This is a genomic window from Desulfococcus sp., from assembly GCF_050178255.1.
Lineage (GTDB): Bacteria > Desulfobacterota > Desulfobacteria > Desulfobacterales > Desulfococcaceae > Desulfococcus > Desulfococcus multivorans.
On record NZ_JBFXGG010000020.1, the window covers coordinates 28926 to 46513 of the forward strand.

The 17588-nt window shown below is 58.3% G+C and carries 12 protein-coding genes; 4 read left to right on the plus strand and 8 right to left on the minus strand.

Features of this window, described 5'->3' with window-relative positions:
* Positions 1-7: 7 nt before the first annotated feature.
* From AB7S84_RS06055 to AB7S84_RS06075, 5 genes are all read right to left on the minus strand, one after another.
* Positions 8-3535, minus strand: coding sequence for an HAD-IC family P-type ATPase (locus AB7S84_RS06055; RefSeq protein WP_428153427.1), 3528 nt, complete (start codon positions 3533-3535; stop codon positions 8-10).
* On the minus strand, positions 3532-3735 hold the full coding sequence (locus tag AB7S84_RS06060) for a hypothetical protein (protein WP_020876242.1): 204 nt from the start codon (positions 3733-3735) through the stop codon (positions 3532-3534). The genes AB7S84_RS06055 and AB7S84_RS06060 overlap by 4 nt, the downstream gene beginning before the upstream one ends.
* A gap of 81 nt (positions 3736-3816) precedes the next feature.
* Entirely contained in the window at positions 3817-4638 is an 822-nt protein-coding gene (locus AB7S84_RS06065; protein ID WP_020876241.1) for an MBL fold metallo-hydrolase, read from the minus strand.
* A gap of 94 nt (positions 4639-4732) precedes the next feature.
* A complete protein-coding gene (locus AB7S84_RS06070) occupies positions 4733-6430 on the minus strand; it encodes a glutamine--tRNA ligase/YqeY domain fusion protein (RefSeq protein WP_428153430.1) in 1698 nt (565 codons plus the stop codon).
* 244 nt (positions 6431-6674) lie between these two features.
* Entirely contained in the window at positions 6675-7571 is an 897-nt protein-coding gene (locus AB7S84_RS06075; RefSeq protein WP_020876239.1) for a hypothetical protein, read from the minus strand.
* 220 nt (positions 7572-7791) lie between these two features.
* On the opposite strand from AB7S84_RS06075, the gene dnaK reads away from it, so the two are divergent.
* From dnaK to AB7S84_RS06090, 3 genes are all read left to right on the plus strand, one after another.
* On the plus strand, positions 7792-9714 hold the full coding sequence (dnaK, locus tag AB7S84_RS06080; RefSeq protein WP_428153432.1) for a molecular chaperone DnaK: 1923 nt from the start codon (positions 7792-7794) through the stop codon (positions 9712-9714).
* Positions 9715-10004: 290 nt separating this feature from the next.
* Positions 10005-10307 (plus strand): hypothetical protein, encoded by a 303-nt coding sequence (locus AB7S84_RS06085; protein ID WP_428153434.1) that lies wholly within the window; start codon positions 10005-10007, stop codon positions 10305-10307.
* A gap of 208 nt (positions 10308-10515) precedes the next feature.
* Positions 10516-11046 carry a metal-dependent transcriptional regulator gene (locus AB7S84_RS06090; protein ID WP_020876236.1) on the plus strand — a complete coding sequence of 177 codons (531 nt, stop codon included), beginning with the start codon at positions 10516-10518 and terminating at the stop codon, positions 11044-11046.
* Positions 11047-11247: 201 nt separating this feature from the next.
* Here the strand turns inward: AB7S84_RS06090 and AB7S84_RS06095 are convergent, their stop codons facing one another.
* Both AB7S84_RS06095 and AB7S84_RS06100 read right to left on the minus strand, forming a co-directional pair.
* Positions 11248-13974 (minus strand): ATP-binding protein, encoded by a 2727-nt coding sequence (locus tag AB7S84_RS06095; RefSeq protein WP_428153441.1) that lies wholly within the window; start codon positions 13972-13974, stop codon positions 11248-11250.
* Positions 13975-14033: 59 nt separating this feature from the next.
* Positions 14034-14240: a hypothetical protein gene (locus tag AB7S84_RS06100; protein WP_020876233.1), complete on the minus strand. Its 207-nt coding sequence runs from the start codon at positions 14238-14240 to the stop codon at positions 14034-14036.
* A gap of 239 nt (positions 14241-14479) precedes the next feature.
* Here AB7S84_RS06100 and AB7S84_RS06105 point away from each other — a divergent pair, with 239 nt between their 5' ends.
* Positions 14480-14848, plus strand: coding sequence for a response regulator transcription factor (locus tag AB7S84_RS06105; RefSeq protein WP_020876232.1), 369 nt, complete (start codon positions 14480-14482; stop codon positions 14846-14848).
* Between the two features lie 246 nt (positions 14849-15094).
* On the opposite strand, the gene AB7S84_RS06110 is transcribed toward AB7S84_RS06105, so the two are convergent.
* The coding region (locus AB7S84_RS06110; RefSeq protein WP_428153439.1) for a hydantoinase/oxoprolinase N-terminal domain-containing protein at positions 15095-17588 on the minus strand (2494 nt) is incomplete at its 5' end.

A 17588-nucleotide genomic window follows, 5' to 3' on the forward strand; every position in this document is an offset into this window, starting at 1 on the left:
GGGGCTTTCATCCCAGAAAATCCAATCGGTGGCCCCGCCGACGAAAATATTTTTTGGTCTCCTCGAAGGCAAACAGGATGAGGATTCCATGAAGGGCAAAGAGATAAACGGGCCAAGGCACCGGGGCAAAATAATAAATATGCGACAGGTCGGTGTAGAAAAAGGCCCAGCAAAGCACTACCTCGAACAAAATCCCCAGGTCAATCAATGGGTTGGAGATGAAATTCAACAGAATCGGATGTCGCGCCAGAAAACGGCCGGATCCCGCCATTGCCGGCCGCACCAAGGGACGCTCCAGCAGCAGGAAAAAGCGCGAAAGATAGTGAAGCGCAAGACGCGGGGGAAAAGCGAACCAGTGCCAGAGCAACGTGATGGGTCGGCGCACGGCGCCGGGAGAGGTTTGTTCGATGATGCTTCGATCGAGCCTCTCGGGGAGCGGATATGCCAATGGCCGCCAGGTGCGGATACGCTCCAGGATCTCCTCCCGGTGATGGGGAGGCAGGAAATCCCGGCTGAAAAGAGAGGTGGCCCAGGATCGCTTGCAAAGAACGTTGGCGATCTGGGTGGTCACCGTGGGCAAAAAATAGGCGGATAGCGACATCAGGTAGGCTGTTGATGCCTCGCTCATATCGAGGCCTTCGGGTGAGGCCGGCATGACGGCGAGAGAGGATGACGGCGACCACCACCCCATGTACCAGCCCGCAAAATAATAGTTGGTATAACAAGCCAGGGCCAGGAGGGTGCCCTGGACGAAATAGGAGCGCAGGATGAACCCCATGGAGAGCAGTTTTTCATCTTTTCGCCGCGGGGGCCGATCCATCATGCCGCTTTCGGGCCGTTCGATACCCAGTCCCATGGCTGGAATCAGATCGGTGCCGATATCCACCGCGAGCACGCCCATGACCGTCATGGCCAGGGGCGTTCCGGGAAAGAGCATCCAGAAGATGTAAGGGTAAAGCTCCTGGGGGTTGCTGTTGAGGATGTAGGCGACAAAACGCTTGATGTTCTCGAAAACGCCACGCCCTTCCTCCACCGCGGCGACGATGGAAGCAAAGTTGTCGTCGCTCAGGATCATATGGGCCGCCTCCTTGGCCACCCCCGCGCCGCGGCGCCCCATGGCGATGCCGATGTCGGCCCGCCGCAGGGCGGGGCCGTCGTTCACCCCGTCACCGGTCACCGCCACGACCTCTTCCAGGGCCTTGAGCTGCGAAACGATTCGCAGCTTCTGTTCAGGCGAAACCCGCGCAAAAATCGTCTCCTCCCGGGCAAGGATATCCTTGAGCTCGCTGTCCGCCATGTCGGCGATTTCCGCACCGGTGAACACCTTCGGCGGAGCGTCGCTCCCCTCGCCGAGGCCGATCTCCCGGCCAACGCTCGCGGCGGTAAGGGGATAATCGCCGGTGATCATGATCACCCGGATGCCGGCTTTGTGGCAGATCCGGACGGCCTCGGGCACATTCGGCCTCACCGGGTCGGACATGGCCGTGAACCCGATGAAGATCAGCTTTTGTTCGGCCGATTCAATGCCGAAATCCTGAAGGCCGGCTAAGCTGGGTTCATCGCGGTAGGCAAAGGCCATAATCCGATACCCTCTGCGTGCAAATGTGTCGCTCGCGGTGAGAATTTCCCGACGCTGGTCCTCGGAAATGGCCCGGGGGCGTCCGTTGTGAAGAATACGGTCGCAGCGTTCAAGGGTCTCCACCAAAGCGCCCTTGAGATAAAGAATTTTTTCCCGGGTGGCCGCCACCTTCACCAAAACGCTCATGCGCTTGCGCATCGATTCGAACGGATTGACATGCAGGCGCTGGTGAATGCCCAGCAAACCGGCCTTTCGGGCGAAAACAACCAGAGCGCCTTCGGTCGGATCGCCCAGAATCCGCCACCCGCCCCTGTTCTTTTCCAGATGGGCGTTGTTGCAGATGTAGGCACATTCCAGCAGCCTGGCGGCAGCGATATTCTCGGTCACCTGCTCCCGTTCGATTTTCCGGCCCCCAAGGCGGAATTCGCCTTCTGGACAGTATCCTTCGCCGGTGACCTCGTAGAGTTCGCCGCCGGCCCAGAAGCGGCTGACCATAACGAGATTCTGGGTCAGCGTTCCGGTTTTATCGCTGCAGATCACGGTGGTGCACCCAAGGGTTTCCACGGAGGAGAGGTGTTTGACAAGGGCGTTGCGCTTGGCCATCCGGGAGACCCCCATCGCCAGGGAGAGCGTGACGGTGGGTAGGAGCCCTTCCGGAACATTGGCCACGAAAATACCGATAAAAAAGATCATAGCCTGAAGGAACCCCAGACCCGCCACCAACCATCCCAGGAGCAGAAAGGCGATGCCCAGGACGGTGGCCAGGAGGGCAATGGCATAAACCGTGCCCTGGAGCTGTTTCTGCAGGGGGCTCTTCTCGGGCGCCACGGCCTCGGTCAACTGCGCGATCCGGCCAATCTCCGAGTTCATACCCGTTCCGAACACCAAGGCCTTTCCCGTGCCGGTGATGATGATGGACCCGGCAAACAGTACATTGGGCAGTTCGATCCAGAGAAACCGACCGGGCAGAAGCGCCGGCCGGTCCGATTTGTAGCGCTTGGCCGAGGTCGACTCCCCTGTGAGGGAGGCGTTGTCGACCTCCAGCTCGTTCGCCTCGATAAGCCTCGCGTCCGCGGGAACGATGTCGCCGGCCTCCAGCAGCAGCAGATCCCCGGGAACGATGCGGGCGGCGTCGATCTCCGTGACGCTGCCGTCCCGAACCACGCGGCACCGCTGGGCTATGAGCTGTTGAAGCGTTTCCACGGCCTTGTCGGAGCGATATTCCTGTAAAAAAGAGAACCAGCCGTTCAGAAGGATCACGATCAGGATGGCCGCCCCCAACTGGGGCATGTCCACGCCGGGGAGATAGCAGAGCAGGGCCGCCAGCCACAGAAGCACCGCAAAAAAGCTGAAAAAATTGCGCAGCAGCTTCAGATGCCAGGGCACCCGGCGTTTCTTTCGAATCAGGTTGGGACCGTGCAGGCCCAGGCGACGCGCCGCTTCCGGCGCGCTCAGACCGGTTGTAAAATCCGTTCGGAGTTCAAGGGCGACCTGGTCCTGGGTAAGATTGAGAAAGGTGGGGCGAATGGAGTGCTGCTCCCCCTCCGCCAGGATACGGATCGCCTGGCTGGGGGACCGAACGGCGGCCAGACGTTTCGCCAGCTCCGGCAGCAGGGCCGACACCCGCTGCAGCAGCTTAAGATGGCCCGAGGGATCCTCCTCCGGCGACACCAAAAACAGGATGATGCGTGGGGATTTCCCGCGGCAGGCGATCCCGCGGCGTGAGATCCCCAGGGCCAGTTGGGGCTCCTCGAGGCCGGCCATCCGGAAATGGGGCAACACCACATCGTCGGAGGGCATGAGCAAAAGGGTGTCCAGGTCTTCGAGAAGCGGTTGCAGCCTCTCCAGCAGCTCTTCCCCGTGGGGCAGCCCTCCTGCCATTCGCCGGAGGACCGGCTCCAGAGCCCCCCGTACGTCCAGGTGAACGTGATCCGGTTGAAGGCGTTCGTGGATCATCTGGACCTCGGCTCCCGGCGGGCACCGGACAACGCTCTGCCGCCCCAATGGGTAGCTGTGGCCAGGACGATCAGAACCATAATGGACGTCGGGCCGGCATCGGTCCAGCCCGAGGCCCTGGCCACGATCGCCAGGCAGGCCAGAAGGGCCAGATGCCGGGCCAGTTTTTCCAGGAAAAGCGCAACAGCTCCTTTTTTCATCAGAGCCCCTCCATTCGGCTAACGGCTAAGTTTCGGTCTGCGCATCCAGCGGACCGTCCTCCGGCACATCCATCAGCGGGATTAAGGCGCTTTTTCAGCGGGTGTCTGCACCCGGATCAGTTCCCCGCAGGTGTCCTGAAGTGCGACGGAAATACGGGTCTTGTGGCCGTTCAGGGCCAGGGCGACCTCCCGGAGGGCGTGGTCCGGAGTGTTGTTTTGCTGACTCAGGTGCCCCAGAATGACGTGACGCATCCCTTCATGGATGACCTCCTGGAGCAGTTCCCGGGATTGGCTGTTGGAGAGGTGGCCGGTCCGACCTTTGACCCGCTGCTTGAGGTGCCACGGGTAGGGACCGTGCATGAGGAGGTCCGGATCATGGTTGGCCTCGAGGATCAGCAGGGTGCAAGCCCGGAGGTGGGCCTTGACAAGGGCGGTGGCCACGCCCAGGTCGGTGGCCAGGCCGATACTGGTGCCGTTCCGGCCGATGGTAAATCCCGCAGGGTCGGCCGCGTCATGTGAAAGGGAGAAAGGGTGGATCGTGAGTCGATCCACCCGAAACCGGACGCCCGGCTCGAAGTGCCGCACCTCGTCGATCCGTCCCAGTTTGGACCCAACGGCCCGGGCCGTTTTGGGGGTCATGTAGACGGGAAGGGAATACTTCCGGCTGAGGACGCCTACGCCCTTGATGTGATCCGTGTGCTCGTGGGAGACGAGAATGGCGTCGATGTTCTTCGGGCACAGATTTCGTGCGGCCAGACGCCGCTCGATCTCCACCCCCGAAAGCCCGGCGTCCACTAGAAGTCCGGTCCGTCCGTCCGAGATGTAAACGGCGTTGCCCCGGCTCCCGCTGGCCAGGGTGCAGACGGTGAGCTCGCAGCAGTCGGTTGACTCTGATGTCGTCATGCTGCCTTCCCAAAGGTTGTGTGAACATCAGGCTGAAGACCGAAAAGAAAGCGCTGCTGCGCCTTCAGTCCTCGGTTTATGGCGGTTCAGCCTATCAGGCCTGCTTCTGCTCTTTTTTCTGGATCTTGGCCCAGGTGTCCCGCAGCGTCACGGTGCGGTTGAAAACCGGTCGGCCGGGCCGGCTGTCGCGGTCCGCGCAGAAATAGCCCGTCCGTTCGAATTGAAAGCCGGTCTCCGGCAGGGCATCGGCCAGATCGGGCTCCACCCGGCAGTCGGTGAGGACCTTCAGGGAATCCGGGTTGAGGCACGACCGGAAATCCTCGCACTCCGCTGGATTTTCCAATGTGAAAAGCGTATCGTAGAGACGCACCTCCGCGGGAACGGCATGGGCCGCCGAAACCCAGTGGAGGGTTCCCTTGACCTTCCGGCCGTCGGGAGCGTCTCCGCCCTTGGTCGCCGGATCGTAGGTGCAGCGCAGCTCGACGATCCGCCCTGCATCATCCTTCACCACCTCGGTGCAGGTGATAAAATAGGCGTATCGAAGCCGCACCTCCCGGCCCGGCGCCAATCGGAAGAATTTTTTGGGCGGATTTTCCATGAAGTCCTCCTGCTCGATGTAGAGCTCCCTGGAAAACGGGACCTTACGGGTGCCGGCCGCCGGGTCTTCGGGGTTGTTGATAAACTCAAGCGCTTCCACTTCGCCCTCGGGATAGTTCTCGATGACAATCCTGAGGGGTCTCAAGACGGCCATCATTCGCGGGGCACGTCGATTCAGGTCTTCCCGGATGCTGTATTCCAAAAGAGCGATGTCCACCATGCTGTCCCGGCGGGCCACACCGATCCTTTCACAGAAATTCCGGATGGCCGCGGACGTGTATCCCCGGCGTCGCAATCCCGAGATGGTGGGCATTCTCGGATCATCCCAGCCGGACACATGCCCCTCGGACACCAACTGAATCAGTTTACGCTTGCTGAGCACCGTATAGCTGAGATTGAGCCGAGCGAACTCGATCTGTTGCGGATGGTAAACCGCCAGTGTGTCAAGGACCCAGTCGTAAAGCTCCCGGTTGTTCTCGAACTCCAGGGTGCAGATGGAATGGGTGATTCCCTCGATGGAATCCGAAAGACAGTGGGTAAAATCGTACATGGGATAGATACACCATGTATCGCCGGTCCGGTGGTGACCGACTTTGCGGATACGGAAGAGGGCCGGGTCCCGCATGATGATGTTGGGTGCGGACATATCGATTTTTGCCCGCAGGACGTGCGCGCCGTCCTCGAATTCACCCGCGCGCATGCGCTGGAACAGATCGAGATTTTCCGCCACGGAGCGGTTCCGGTAAGGACTCTCCTTTCCCGGCGACGTCAGGGTTCCCCGGTATTCCCTTATTTCATCGGGACTGAGGCTGTCCACGTAAGCCTTGCCCATCTCGATCAGGCGAACGGCGAAATCGTATAGCCGCTCGAAATAATCGGAGGCATAATAGAGATGTTCACCCCAGCTGAAGCCAAGCCACCTCACATCCTCCAGGATCGAATCGACGTATTCCGTCTCTTCCCTGGCGGGATTGGTGTCGTCGAACCGCATGTGGCAGACGCCCCCGAATTCTTTGGCCAGCCCGAAATTGAGGCAGATGGATTTGGCGTGCCCGATGTGGAGGTAACCGTTGGGCTCGGGCGGAAAACGCGTGACGACCCGACCGTCGTACCTGCCGCCGGCGATGTCTTCCTTGATGATATGTCGAATGAAATTCGGCGGAGCGGCCGAATCGTCTCGTCTGGCGTCTGTCATGGAATCTTCTCCTGCTGCGATTTTGAATGATCCTCGCCTATACCACAGGTGCCGCGCCGAGTACAAGGCCGGCGAAAATCCCGTTTCCGGGAACCCTTCCGCCGAAAAACCCGGTATCCGAATCATGCGTCGGTCCGGTATTCTCCCGGCGATGTCAACCTTCGCCGTCGCCGCTGAAGCCTGAGATCCGAAAAGATGATATGGGGAATGTCCTCTCTATCCCATCGCCTCGATAACACGGCGCTTACGCGCCGCCGGAGTGCGCTGCGTAAAATTTTTCCTCGAGGATTTTAACCTGGTTCGTTCTTTCGGTGTCGAGAAAGTGCCTGTAGAGGAGCGCATTCATATCAACGGCCCGTCCGAGCAGCTGCTGCTCCAGCACGGCCATAACTTCGATGGATTTGTCGCATACCGGATACCCTCTGTCGTCTGTGCGGACGACATCGTCAAATACCACTCTTGAAACGTTGTTGATGTCTACGAGTTTGATGTCGCCTTCAGGGGTCAGAATCAGGTTGCCAAAGCCCGACAAATCCGGGATGAACCCTGTTTTCAAAATCATTTCCTTGAGCCGGACGATGAGATCTTCGGCGCTCTTGCGGACGTTCCGGACCCAATTTTCGAATGAATGCCCCCGAGGATCGCCGTCTTTGGCCTGAATGCTGCTGCAGAGCGCCTCGAGGTGCTTTTCATAAAAAAAACCCCAGGGATCAAGAATTTCTCCCGCAACGTACTCTTGAAGGCCACACAGCACGATCTCCCATGGACGGCCCCGGCCCGTTCGGCGATACGTCACGATAAATTCGCTGGACGTCGCCACATGTCGGTTACCAAGGCCCGCCTCGATGATCTTGTAGGTCCGGGCCTCTTCGTGGGCATGAGCCGAACGCTCAAATCGTTTCGTAAATATCCGGAGCATTTTTCTGGGGCGAGCCCGCGGGAAGACACGAATACCGTCCACCATCTCCCCCGAGGTCTCCCGCACAACATCATCGGCGTCCAGCACCGCCATGATTCGGGATCGGAGGCCCTGACGAAAGTGTTTTCGAAACACATACCGCCCGGCATCCCGAATGAAGTTGAGCCTTCTGATGTCTTCATCCCGGATGTCAACCTTATCCCTGATATCTTCATCCTTCATCACGACATTTTCCTCATTCAACTGTTCAGTTTCGAAATTTATCCATTTGTGACCAATAGATCAATAAAGGTTTTTTCATTTTTTTGAGGATGGAATTTCATTCCCAGGAAACTTCGAAAAAAACAAAAACCCAACAAATTTATATTGACTTATTTTTTACGCATATTACTTTTTTTAAAAATTGATAAAAATAATATCACTGCACAAGAAAGGACATTCCATGAAACACGTTATCGGTATCGATCTTGGAACGACAAATTCCTGCATTTCGATCATGCAGGGCGGCGAGCCCGTGATTATCAACAATACGGAGGGCGGCCGAACAACGCCCTCAACAGTCGCCGTCACCCGGAACGGCGATCGGATCGTAGGACAGATCGCTAAACGCCAGGCAGTCACCAATCCGGAAAATACGGTCTTTGGCGTCAAACGGCTGATCGGGCGAAAATTCGACTCTCCGGAAGTCCGGAAAGACCGACTCGTTCTGCCGTATAAAATCGAAAAAGCGGCCAACGGGGACGTACGGATCAATCTGGAGGGCAAGTCTTACAGCCCGGCGGAGATTTCCGCCTTCATTCTGTCCAACCTCAAGGCAAGCGCCGAAACCTACCTCGGGGAAGCGGTCACGGACGCCGTCATCACAGTGCCGGCGTATTTTGACGACAGTCAGCGTCAAGCGACAAAGGATGCGGGCAGGATCGCCGGATTGAACGTCCTGAGAATCATCAATGAACCCACGGCAGCAGCTTTGGCCTACGGCATGGACAAAGGCAGCGACAGCAAGATCGTCGTCTTTGATCTGGGCGGCGGCACCTTTGATATTTCGGTGCTCGACATCGGCGACGGCGTCTTCGAGGTCAAGGCCACCAGCGGTGACACCCACCTGGGTGGGGAGGATTTCGACCTGCGGCTGGTCGATTACCTGGCGGACGAATTCAAAAGAGACCAGGGAATCGACCTGAGGACGGACAAGATGGCTCTCCAACGGCTCAAGGAGGCTGCCGAAAAGGCCAAAATCGAACTTTCCACGACCCTGGAAACCGACGTCAATCTCCCGTTCATCACTGCGGACGCCGGCGGCCCAAAGCATCTCAACATCCGTATTACCCGGGCCAAACTCGAATCCCTGGTCTCGGATCTGCTCGATCGGCTGACCGGCCCGTGCGAAACAGCGCTGAAAGACGCCGGTCTATCCACATCGGACATCGACCAGGTGATTCTGGTCGGCGGCATGACCCGGATGCCGATCGTCCAGGAGCGGGTCAGGAAGATTTTCGGCAGGGAACCCCACAAAGGCGTCAACCCGGATGAAGTGGTGGCCATGGGGGCTGCCGTTCAAGGCGCCGTTCTCAAGGGGGACGTCAAGGACGTGCTCCTGCTCGACGTCACACCGCTCTCTCTCGGCATCGAAACCCTGGGGGGCGTCATGACGAAGCTGATTGAAAAGAACACGACGATTCCCGCCAGGAAAAGCGAAATCTTCTCAACGGCCGAGGACAATCAGACAGCCGTGACCATACAGGTGCTGCAGGGCGAGCGCGAAATGGCCAAAGACAACAAAGTCCTGGGGCGATTCGAACTGGTCGGCATTCCCCCGGCACCCCGGGGAACCCCTCAGATCGAAGTGACCTTTGACATCGACGCCAACGGCATCGTCAGCGTATCGGCGAAGGACACAGCCACCGGCCGGGAACAGTCCATCCGCATTACGGCTGCATCCGGCCTCGACAAGGCCGAAGTCGAGCGGCTGATCCGTGAGGCCGAGTTGCATCAGGAAGAGGACCGTCGTAGAAAGGAATTGGTGAGCGCCCGTAACCAGGCCGACACCCTGATCTACTCGACGGAGAAAAGTCTGCGGGAGCAGGGTTCCACCGTGGACGGGGAAATTCAACGCGACATCGAGACAGCCGTCGACAACCTGAAAAAGGCCATGGCCGGCGATAATGCGGCGGAAATTCAGCAGCGCTCGGAAATCCTGACCCAGGCTGTGCATCGTATGACCGAGGCCATGTACCAGAGAGGTCCCCAAGGCGCTCAGGGTCCGGAAACGAAGACGGCCGGCGGCCCCTCGACATCGCCGCAGGGCGGTCGGTCCCGGGACGTCGATGACGTCATCGACGCCGAGTACGAGGATGTTGCATAAATGCAGCATATTCTGGAAACCTTCAGGCCGGGCCGGCATCCAACCGCCGGCCTGGAGGGCTCCTGCACATGCAACGATCCATAGCGCGCCCAATTTCGCACTTGAGCATTTCGTCTCAGGTATTACCATGTGTTCATACCGGGAAAAACCGTACGACAAATAACGCAACTTTCGACTTTGATAGGCCGGTGCCGGGCGGATACGGCCCGGCACCTCACCGGTCACCATCATAAAAGTCGAAAGTTGAAAAACAACCATCTGCATAATCTGCATAATTAAAGGAGCGAGACATGGAAACACGAGATGCGTGTGAAGGCAAATTCGGTGAAGAACTCAACACCTGCATGGCCAGGCTTGAGGCACTGGAATCCCGAAAAGACCGGATCGCCAACGCGGACAAGGCGGCATATAACCGTGAGTTGGATGCCCTCAAAAAGAAAAACGAGGCAGCATGGGCCAAATTCAAAAAAATGAAAGCCTCTGGTGACAGCGAGTGGCCAGGCCGAAAAAATGACGTCGGCAATGCCATCCTCGCCATTCAAAAAGCTCTGGATGAATCCTATTCACGCTTCCACAACGACACCGGCTCCTGAACGGCAGATTCATCCGGATCCATCACTCCCGTCCGGGAAACGACGCATCAATCAAAAAATATTTGATTTGTCAAAATTTTGATACGCCTAACAACATTTTTATGACGGAGGGAAAAAAATTTGACAGCTGATCTGATGTATGCGATCGTTAAAAAATTCGCCGCATCATCCGACGTCGTCAATCCCGGAAAAAAGCACAAGAGGGCGCATGCAGGGGCTTTCCGAAAATTTAGAGAATTACCTTGAAACAATTCTGGAGTTGCAGCGGGAGAACACCGTGGCCAGGGTAAAGGACATCGCCGAGAAGATCGGCGTGCTGAGCGGCACCGTTACTTCCGCCCTGAGAACCTTGTCGGAGAAAGGGCTGGTCAACTACAAGCCCTACAGTTTTATCACCCTGACTCCTGAAGGCGAAAGGATCGCCATGGAAGTCCTGCGGCGCCACCATGTCATCAAAGATTTCCTGCACTGTGTTCTCCTTCTCGACGAAGACCGGGCGGAAGAGAACGCCTGCCGGATGGAGCACGCCATGGACAAGGTCGCCATCAACCGCCTGGTGCAGTTCATCGACTATGTTCACCAGTGTCCCCGGGCCGGAGAGGATTGGATCGCCAACTTCAACACCTTTTTTTCAAGGAACAGGATCGTCGAGTCCAACTGCCCGGATTGCCTGGATAAATGCATGACGCGCTACAGCCGGAAGCGAACGGCCTCGGACGACACCGACATCTCTTCCTGATCGTCACCTTCTCCGGCGCCCTCATGACTTTGGAGAAGACATGTGTGATGAATCAGCGTGTGGCGCGGCTGAAGCGCACCTATGCCGCGCTCTCGGCTGTCTATCAGGACGGCAAAGCTCAAAACGACATCCCGCTCAAATAGGTCTGATTTACCACATGTGGTCTGTCGACAAGATGTCCACCAATGTTCACCGCCAGAGTTAGTGCATGCCGCCCGTTCGGTCAACCGGCAGGGCAACCGTAAAGACGGTCCCCTGCTCCGGCGCGCTCCGAACGGATATGGTGCCGCCGTGAAACGCCACGATGCGCTTGGTGATGGCAAGGCCCAGGCCGCTGCCCTGGGGCCGGCCGCGACCGGCGGACGAAACCTGGGTAAACTGCTCAAATATCAACGACTGGGCATCTTCACTGATACCGACGCCGTTGTCTCTGACACTGACCGTCAGGATGTTGTCCTGATGAACCATGGCGATATGAATTCGGCCGGTATGAGGGTCGCAGAACTTGACCGCGTTGGAAATCAGGTTGACCATAACCTGCACCAATTGATCTCGATCTCCTGAAATTTCAGGGGTATGTTCCGGCAAAGCCACCGTCAATCGGAGATCTTTCTCCGCGACAAGCTGACGCGTAGCAGTGACGGCGTGGCGAATCACCCCGCCGAGATCCAAAGCGGTGACCTGCCATGCCATCCGGCCCGCTTCGATTTTCTGAAAGTCGAGCACCTGATTGATCAAACGCGCCAGGCGATGGATTTCGTTGATCATGATTTCGAGAAACTCACCCTGTTCTTTTTTGTCTGTATCGGGATACTCTCTCAAAATCTCGGCAATCGACTGAATGGCGGTGAGCGGCGTGCGCAGCTCGTGGGTCACCGTGGAAATAAATTCATCCTTGAGGCGATCCAGCTCCTGAAGCCGCTCATTGGCCGCCTTGAGATCGGCGGTCGCCTTCTCCAACTCGTGGCTGTGAATGATGACCTGACGCGTCTCGTCAACGATATCCATCACCGCCTCGATGCCGAAGCTTTCTTCGGTCACCACCGAGGCCACCATGACACGAGCCGAGGCCGAACCGATCACTTCGGTCAAGACTTTTTCGACATGGGTGACAAACCCCGGATCGGCGGTCAGAGGCCGATTCCGGTCCGCGTGGTGCTTTTGGACATAGGCATCCAAGGCCTCCTGGGTACGCGCCTTCCCCAGAAATCGTTCCAGAAGCGATGTCAGGTCCGGAACTCTTGCCGTCCCGCGCCAGATGGCGGAATCTTCGGCTTTCTGGGAGAAATGGAAGACATCCACAAACAGGATCGCCTGGTTTTTTTCCAAAACGGACTGTTCACTGAAAAGCGATACACCGATATAGGCGCCGGTATTGATGAGAAGGCTCCAGAAGACGCCGTGGGAAATGGTATCCAGGCCCGTAAGCCCGAAGAGATGGAACGGCCGCAGCCAATGGAGGCCGAAGGGCCCTTCCCGGATAAATCCCGAAGACAGCAGGCCGGCATCCGTCATGGTGGGAAGAACCAAGGTATAGAGCCACACCAGAAAGCCCGCGATGAGGCCGCTCAAGGCCCCGGCCTTGGTGCCGCCCTTCCAGAATATCCCGCCCAGAAGCGCCGGCGCAAACTGGGCCGCCGCGGCAAAAGAGACCAGGCCGATGGCGACGAGGGGGTAATATTCGGCGGTTTGACGGAAGTAGATATAGCCGAGAAGAACCGTCAACAGAATCGCCGCGTGTCGGACGGCCACCAGCCAGGCGCCCAAATCGCTGTGTCGCCCCAGTCTCAGGGCGGGAATATGCAGCAACAGGGGCATCACCAGATTATTGCTGATCATGGTGGAAAGGGCGATGGTTTCCACGATTACCATCCCCGTAGCCGCCGACATGCCCCCGACGAATACCAGAAGCGCCAGTGCATGCCGACCGTAAACCAGCGGCAAACGCAGCACAAAAGTATCGGCATCGACGGCCTGACCGCCAAACTGGATCATACCCGAAAAGGCCACCGGCAGAACAAACAGATTGATGGCCAGGAGATAAAGCGGAAATAGCCACATCGCTTTTTTCAGATGCGCCTCATCGACGTTTTCAACGACGGCCATTTGAAATTGTCGGGGCAGGAGAACGATGGCCAGCATGCTGAGGAGGACATGGACGGTCCAGTCGGCGGAAGCGCCGGCGGACATATCCAGGGTGAAAAGATCACGAAGATCAGGCCGATGCTCCGCATGGGAGAAGAGATCGGCCACACCGTCATGAAGCCCGTAAGTCACGAAAAACCCAATGGCCAGAAACGCGACCAGTTTGACCACCGATTCCAGGGCAATGGCCGCCACCAGGCCTTCATGGCGTTCGGTCACCTTCGGTTTTCGCGTACCGAAAAGAACGGCGAACACCGCCAGCAGAACAGCCACATAAAACGCCGTGTCCTTGAGAAAGAAGAGACTCCCGAAGCCCACGGCAACGGCACCTTCGGAATAATGACTCAACAATAGAAAGCTGACGGAGATGGCCTTGAGTTGAAGGGAGATGTAAGGAACGACGCCCAACACGGCAATGACCGCCACCACCCCCCCCAGTGCCACGCTTTTCCCATACCGGGAGGCGATAAAATCGGCGATGGAGGCAATCCGGTGGATGCGGCTGATCCGCAGAATTTTCCGCATCACCACCCATCCCAGGGCGGCCATCAGGGTCGGGCCGATATAGATGGCCAGAAATTCAGGGCCCGATCGGACAGCCCGGCCCACGCTGCCGTAAAATGTCCATGCCGTACAGTAGACCGCAAGGGACAGGGTATAGACATAAGGGTTGCTGATGATGCTGCGACCGGCGTCGGCGCGCTTGTCGCCATAATAAGCGATGGCGAACAAGGCGCCGAGATAGCACACGGAAGCGAAAAGAATGGTCTCGGTGGACAGCATTGGCGACACGGGCTAATGTCCTGGTACCGCGGGAGGGCGTTGGAACATGGATGGCGCCGTCACGACGACGGAGGGACGGAAGCGACGGCCAATAGGATCAGGATGATCAGCAACAGCCAGACGCCAAAAATATATCCAAAAAACAGGGGAATCCCCCAAACCATTCCGGGCTGATTGAACAACGACAGCAACGGGTTGTTCAGTAATATATAGCCCAACAAAAACAAGGCGATAAGCCTTTTGTTGCAAAGAGAGTCCGGTGCCATGACAGCCTCCTCCATACCGGAAATCCGGTTTCGCCGCAGGTGAAACGGACGTCACGACTACAATTTGCGATTGTCGCCGGTCGGATTTATTGATACTTATAATAACAGATATAATTCAGATAGTGACAGCATAATCCAATTTTGAATAGGCGTCAATCTGTCGAAAGGGCATCAACCCCGGGAAACGGCTCAAAAAACGATACGGCGCGGCATCGCTGCCACACAGATGGGAGGGGTGTATGGGTTCAAAGAAAATACTGATCGTCGATGATGAGTTGAGCATCCTTGTCCCCCTCAAGTTCCTGCTGGAAAAAAACCGGTTTGAAGTGGAACTGGCCCAAAGTGGTAAGGACGCCCTGGAAACCATTGCCCAGTCCAAGCCGGATTTGATTCTTCTGGACATCATGCTGCCCGATCTGGATGGGTATGAAATTTTTCAGATGATCCGCGAAAGACCGGAGTGGGATGACATCAAGGTGATCTACCTGACGGCCCGGAGCCGGGATGTGGATATCGCCAAAGGCTTGAATCTCGGGGCTGACGCATACATCACCAAGCCGTTCTCCAATACGGAACTTGTGAAAAAAATAAACACCCTGCTCGGGTGATAAGCCGAATCAGCACCCCGCCGCCACCAATACGATACTCCCGCATCCGCCCGGTATAAAATAAGATATCCGGCAAAAACAGGTGACCTTCGAAAACCGATTCGAATATTCTGGTCATATGCTTCGACGATCTCGCCTTTTCCCGTGCCAAGGGGGTGTATGGCGGCATCAACCTTGAAGGGGAGGTGCGTCATGCCGGCGGCCATCACCGTCGCAGCCTCAGCTGCATGTCCGCGACACGCGGCATCATGTTTTCTGCAGCACCCGATCGGGTCGACCCACCAGCGTGGCAGAGATGACACGGCCGATGAAGATTTCCGCGCCCCCGGCAGCCCTGGGAACCTGATCCTCGGTGATGAGCTCGACCCTTCGGGCGCTGGTGCCTGAAACGGCGGCCTGGTCCCGAACCAGGGCAACGAGCCGATCCCGGGCATATTCGTCGGCCTCTTCGAACCGCCGGAAATGCCGGATGCCGGAAATGCCTTCAATTAAAAATCCTCCGGCCTGATCCGGAACGATGCGCACGTGGCGCTTGACCACGACGTCGCTCGTAATGGCGCCGATCGCGTTGGCCACGTCCGCATCCGGATGCAGGACCGCCTTGGCCCCCAAAACCGCTGCCGCCCGGGGCAGAAAGTAGTGGATGGGTGCGCCGATACCCACGACGGGGCGTTTGAGGTCAATCTTTACACGGTAGTGATCGCTGCCGCCGGCAAACATGTTCTCCACCAAAGTGCGGCAGACGGGACAGGTGTGAACGGCCTCCGGATCGATCTTGCCGTCCAACTCCCGCTTGAGCAATTCCAAGGCCAGATCCCGGACGACCTTATCCAGCATGGCTTCGGCCATCTCCGCCGTATCTTTTTTCTCCAGGGCCGCGTATATGGCGGCATATCGCGACGCAGTCCGACCATCCCATCGATCGAAGCGACCGGTAATGTGAAGCAGGTCCGTCGGGGTGAGGCCACAACGCTGGATAACGGCGTATTCCTCGAGGCGCCGGATGGGCAACGCCCGTTCGATCATGGCCCCGGTTCTTTCGAGAATTTCGTCGATGCTGAAGGGCCTCTCGGCAAGGAGATCGACGATCTCCCGCTCCGAATCGGTCAGGTCCATATCCTCCGGGGTCCCGTTCAGGGCCAGCATCTGCATGCCCCGGGTGGATGCTGCATATCGGTGGATCCGTGTCTCCAGGTAGGCGACGGCCCGGTCCGCGGCCGGGTGACGGGTCCCCAGCCAGGCCATGGGGGCGACCCGACGGGGACCGATGATGATCGACTCTTTCTCCATCTGGATCAGACTGTCGCCGCCCAGGCCACGGGTACGGATTTCCAAAGCCTTGACGTGGGTTTTGTGCCCCCCCACGTTGGAGCCGCTGTCACAAAGGGATACCCCTCCACCCAGAAGGATCGCCGTGTCCGTGGTGGTGCCCCCCATGTCCACCACCAGAGCGTCGGCAAGCCCCGTAAGGTGCCGGGCGCCGGCCACGCTGGCCGCAGGTCCCGAAAGTATCGTCTCCACCGGGCGCTCCTTGGCCATGGCCGCGCTCATGAGCGTGCCGTCCCCCTTTACCACCACCACTGGGGCGTGGATGTGGAAGCGGGAAAGCTCCGCTTCAAGATCCACGAGAAGCCTGGCCAGGCGTGGGATGATCCTGGCGTTCAGCATGGCGGTGTGGGCCCGGACCTTGAAATCGAGGATGTCCGACAGCTCATGACCGCAGGTCACGAAGAGGTCTGTCTCCTCCCGGATGATCCGCTTTACCGCCAGTTCGTGAACCGGGTTGATACTGCCCGCGAACCCCGATACCGCAAAGGCCCGAACCTGATCCCGGTCGACCATCCGCCGGACGATGCGTCGGACTTCCTCCGGGTCGACGGGGGTCCGCTCCTGACCCGAAATCTCGAGAGAGCCGGAGACCACGGCCTTGGGTTCATAGGCGATGTCCCGGCTGTCGAAAAGCCCGTAGGGCGGCATCAGGATCATACCGACCTTCTGTCCTTCCCCCTCAACAATGGCGTTGGTGGCAAGCGTCGTGGAGAGGGCCACCATTTCCACCGTCCGGAGGCGCTCGCCGTCGAGGCCGGCGAGCGCCTCCCCGATACCCCGGGTAAAATCCCATTTTGTGGTCAGGGCCTTGCTCTTTGAAAGAGTTTTTCCACGGGCAACGTCATAGATCACCGCATCAGTGTAGGTGCCCCCCGCATCGATCCCCAAGCCGGTTTTGACCATTGGAGGCCCCTCTTCACGCCCATAAGCGGGACGGGTGTCGGGCCGCGGGAGGGAGGGCCGGACGTCGTCCACCACCATCACCTGGGGACCGGAGGCGTCCGCAGCTCGACCCGTCCAGGCGGGATTGGCGGTCAGACCGGCCCGAAGCGCGTCGAAGCCAATGACGTGATGGGGCGGCACCACCAGTATGTCGTCGCTGCTTTCCATCGCCTTCAGGAGCCTCTCCATCAGCGCATGGTCACCTTCGATCCGCTCGAAATCCCAGCCGTATTCTTCAGCCATGTCCCGGGCGTATTGCTCGTATTTCAACGATTTCCCTGCGCCGGTATCGATAAAGGCCGCCCGACGGTAATGCGTCTTCCAGCTGTTCAGAAATCGGAAGGTTCGGTCGGCAGCCTCAACCCCATATGTCCTCACCAGATCATCGTAATGCAGCCGCTCCGCACCGTAGCCGGCCCAGAGACGGCGCTGGGAGAGGGGCTCGGTTTTCTCTTCGTACCAACCGGCG

What these genes read in the sequence shown, in the direction of transcription:
- AB7S84_RS06055 (WP_428153427.1), bottom strand. Translation starts at nt 3,535, where the DNA reads ATGATCCACGAACGCCTTCAACCGGATCACGTTCACCTGGACGTACGG.
- AB7S84_RS06060 (WP_020876242.1), bottom strand. Translation starts at nt 3,735, where the DNA reads ATGAAAAAAGGAGCTGTTGCGCTTTTCCTGGAAAAACTGGCCCGGCAT.
- AB7S84_RS06065 (WP_020876241.1), bottom strand. Translation starts at nt 4,638, where the DNA reads ATGACGACATCAGAGTCAACCGACTGCTGCGAGCTCACCGTCTGCACC.
- AB7S84_RS06070 (WP_428153430.1), bottom strand. Translation starts at nt 6,430, where the DNA reads ATGACAGACGCCAGACGAGACGATTCGGCCGCTCCGCCGAATTTCATT.
- AB7S84_RS06075 (WP_020876239.1), bottom strand. Translation starts at nt 7,571, where the DNA reads ATGAAGGATGAAGATATCAGGGATAAGGTTGACATCCGGGATGAAGAC.
- dnaK (WP_428153432.1), top strand. Translation starts at nt 7,792, where the DNA reads ATGAAACACGTTATCGGTATCGATCTTGGAACGACAAATTCCTGCATT.
- AB7S84_RS06085 (WP_428153434.1), top strand. Translation starts at nt 10,005, where the DNA reads ATGGAAACACGAGATGCGTGTGAAGGCAAATTCGGTGAAGAACTCAAC.
- AB7S84_RS06090 (WP_020876236.1), top strand. Translation starts at nt 10,516, where the DNA reads ATGCAGGGGCTTTCCGAAAATTTAGAGAATTACCTTGAAACAATTCTG.
- AB7S84_RS06095 (WP_428153441.1), bottom strand. Translation starts at nt 13,974, where the DNA reads ATGCTGTCCACCGAGACCATTCTTTTCGCTTCCGTGTGCTATCTCGGC.
- AB7S84_RS06100 (WP_020876233.1), bottom strand. Translation starts at nt 14,240, where the DNA reads ATGGCACCGGACTCTCTTTGCAACAAAAGGCTTATCGCCTTGTTTTTG.
- AB7S84_RS06105 (WP_020876232.1), top strand. Translation starts at nt 14,480, where the DNA reads ATGGGTTCAAAGAAAATACTGATCGTCGATGATGAGTTGAGCATCCTT.